This is a genomic window from Paenisporosarcina sp. P4_D4 (genome assembly GCF_056401835.1).
Window position 1 is genome coordinate 1 of record NZ_JBFUIO010000231.1, and the last position, 2197, is coordinate 2197.

Annotated in this window: 2 protein-coding genes; both read right to left on the bottom strand. The window is 35.1% G+C overall.

Features of this window, described 5'->3' with window-relative positions; all coding sequences use genetic code 11:
- Positions 1-858 precede the first annotated feature (858 nt).
- Positions 859-1443: a recombinase family protein gene (locus tag AC1DSL_RS17470; RefSeq protein WP_477533202.1), complete on the bottom strand. Its 585-nt coding sequence runs from the start codon at positions 1441-1443 to the stop codon at positions 859-861.
- Positions 1444-1661: 218 nt separating this feature from the next.
- On the bottom strand, positions 1662-2197 hold a 536-nt coding region (locus tag AC1DSL_RS17475), incomplete at its 5' end, for a restriction endonuclease subunit S (RefSeq protein ID WP_477533203.1).

Sequence of the window (2197 nt, forward strand, 5' to 3'; positions counted from 1 at the left end):
TTACAGATGTCCCTAAARYACYWYCTAGACTTAGTYGCTTAGTGTAATCTTYCATTACAGATGTCCCTAAARCAYCWYCTAGAYTTAGTTGCTTCGATGGATCTTCCATTAAGTCATCATTTTCTACTTTGTTTTGAAAATCTTTTTCTTTGGTCATAATATCACCTCACATTAGCATTTTCACTCATACTTTTTTCTACTTCATCAACTATTTACTATAATTTTTATTCCGTTGAAAGCGTACTATACCATCAAGCATTGGATCAAATAATCTGTCAATTATGTCTTTATTAAGTGATTTTGACAGTCCGTCTGCATCATTGAATATTCGAGTGGGACGCTCTGCGGTACTGTTTTCAATGTAACTGCCAATCGAATAGATTAAAATTCATGCCATGTGTGTTGACCTACTATGCATACAAGTCCTCTAAGCTGGGGGCAATTATGTGGTAATAACCCCCCTCACCCGCTTGAATAACTCTCTGACCTTTTGAAAATTATGGTATATATAGGCATTATACGATATTATTAAATGAATACTAATACTTTGTTTCCTTAGCTACTGAGGTTTGACACATGTCTCCCCATTCCTAAATTTCTTCATACTGCTTTCTCTTGTTAGCATTTTAGATGTGGTTCGTATGAAATAGATTCATCTGACGCACTCAATCTAGTTTCTATTAACGCAGAAACATGTGTTATTTTATAGAACATGGTAATCACTTACCTCACTGGAGTGAAAGGGTCAGATTCATTCCTCAGTGGCTAAGTATATAAAAAAAGACAATCGTTTGATTGCCTTTTTCCAGTTATTAAATTAGTATAGAAGCAATTTTCGCCACTTCAGCAGTTCATTTACTACCTTAACCCTTCACGTTCTAACAAGCGATAGAATGTTCCAGTACCTATTGATAATGCTTTACAGATGTATCTCACTGACTTACCTTCCTTATACCACTCAACCGCTTGTGTAGCCTTCTCTGACTTCTTACCACCTACTGTAACCTCTATCTTGCGTCCTTTAAACTTACCCTCTTTCTTTGCAATCTCGATACCTTCACGTTGACGTTGTAATGTTAATCCACGTTCAAGCTGTGCTAAGCTGCCAAAGATATTTAGTAAGAACTCATTCATAGGGTTGTTACTGGAAGTATCCAACCATGACTCGTTGAGTGACTTAAGAGAAGCTCCCTTCTCCTTGATTAGTTCAACAATCGTTAACAGGTCTTTTACTGAACGGGATAAGCGGGATATTTCATGAACAATCACTATATCTTCTTCTTGTATCTCCGATAGCATTCTCTGCAATTCTGGGCGATCTGTATTCTTACCACTAATTTTCTCTTCATAAAACAACTCACATCCCGCTTCTTTAAGCGCTTTCCGTTGACGTGCAGTGTTCTGTTTTTCAGATGATACTCTTATGTATGCTATTTTTCTCATATAACATCCTCCATTACAGGTTTATCTTTCTAAATAGTAACAATTAATTCGGTAACAGTCAAACGGTAACAAAGTAAACATATAAAGACCCTTGTCATTACAGTGTTTGGTATTTACTGTAAAACGTTACCGAATGCTTACAGTCTATCGAGAACAAAGTTCTTCATTATATTGAAGATAGGATATAAAAAAGACACCCATTAAAATTGGATGTCTTTTCATAGCTTATTAACTAATTCACTAGTTCTTAAAAGTACTTCCTTTAATAATTCAATCGCATTTTCGTCACTTGGTTCGTTTGTTCCAAGTTCACCTCGGAAAGCTTTCTGTAATATCGATTTTTCTGCATGTAAAAGATTTTCACAAACTTCATTATATTTTACTTCCAACTGATCAGCTAGAGACAAAAATCTCTCAACTCGTCTAACAATTTCTAATTGTTCTCGCATGGGAGGAATTGGAATATTGATTTCTTTAAGCTTTTCTTGAGTTAAATGCCGTATTGTTGTTTGTGACGTTAGTTTTTCAAATACACCTTTATTATGGCAGTCCAGCAAGAAATAATAAATATATTCTGGGAGTATAAAATCTTTATCACATCTTAACCGATGTAATGCCTTTTGATACATACATCTTTGAATTTCATCTTCCCAAATTGCAGTACGACCTACGATTCCACCTTCACAAACTAACAAATCTCCTTTCTTTAGTAAGTATTTTTCTATCTCACTTTCTTCAAACCCCATCTCAAGAA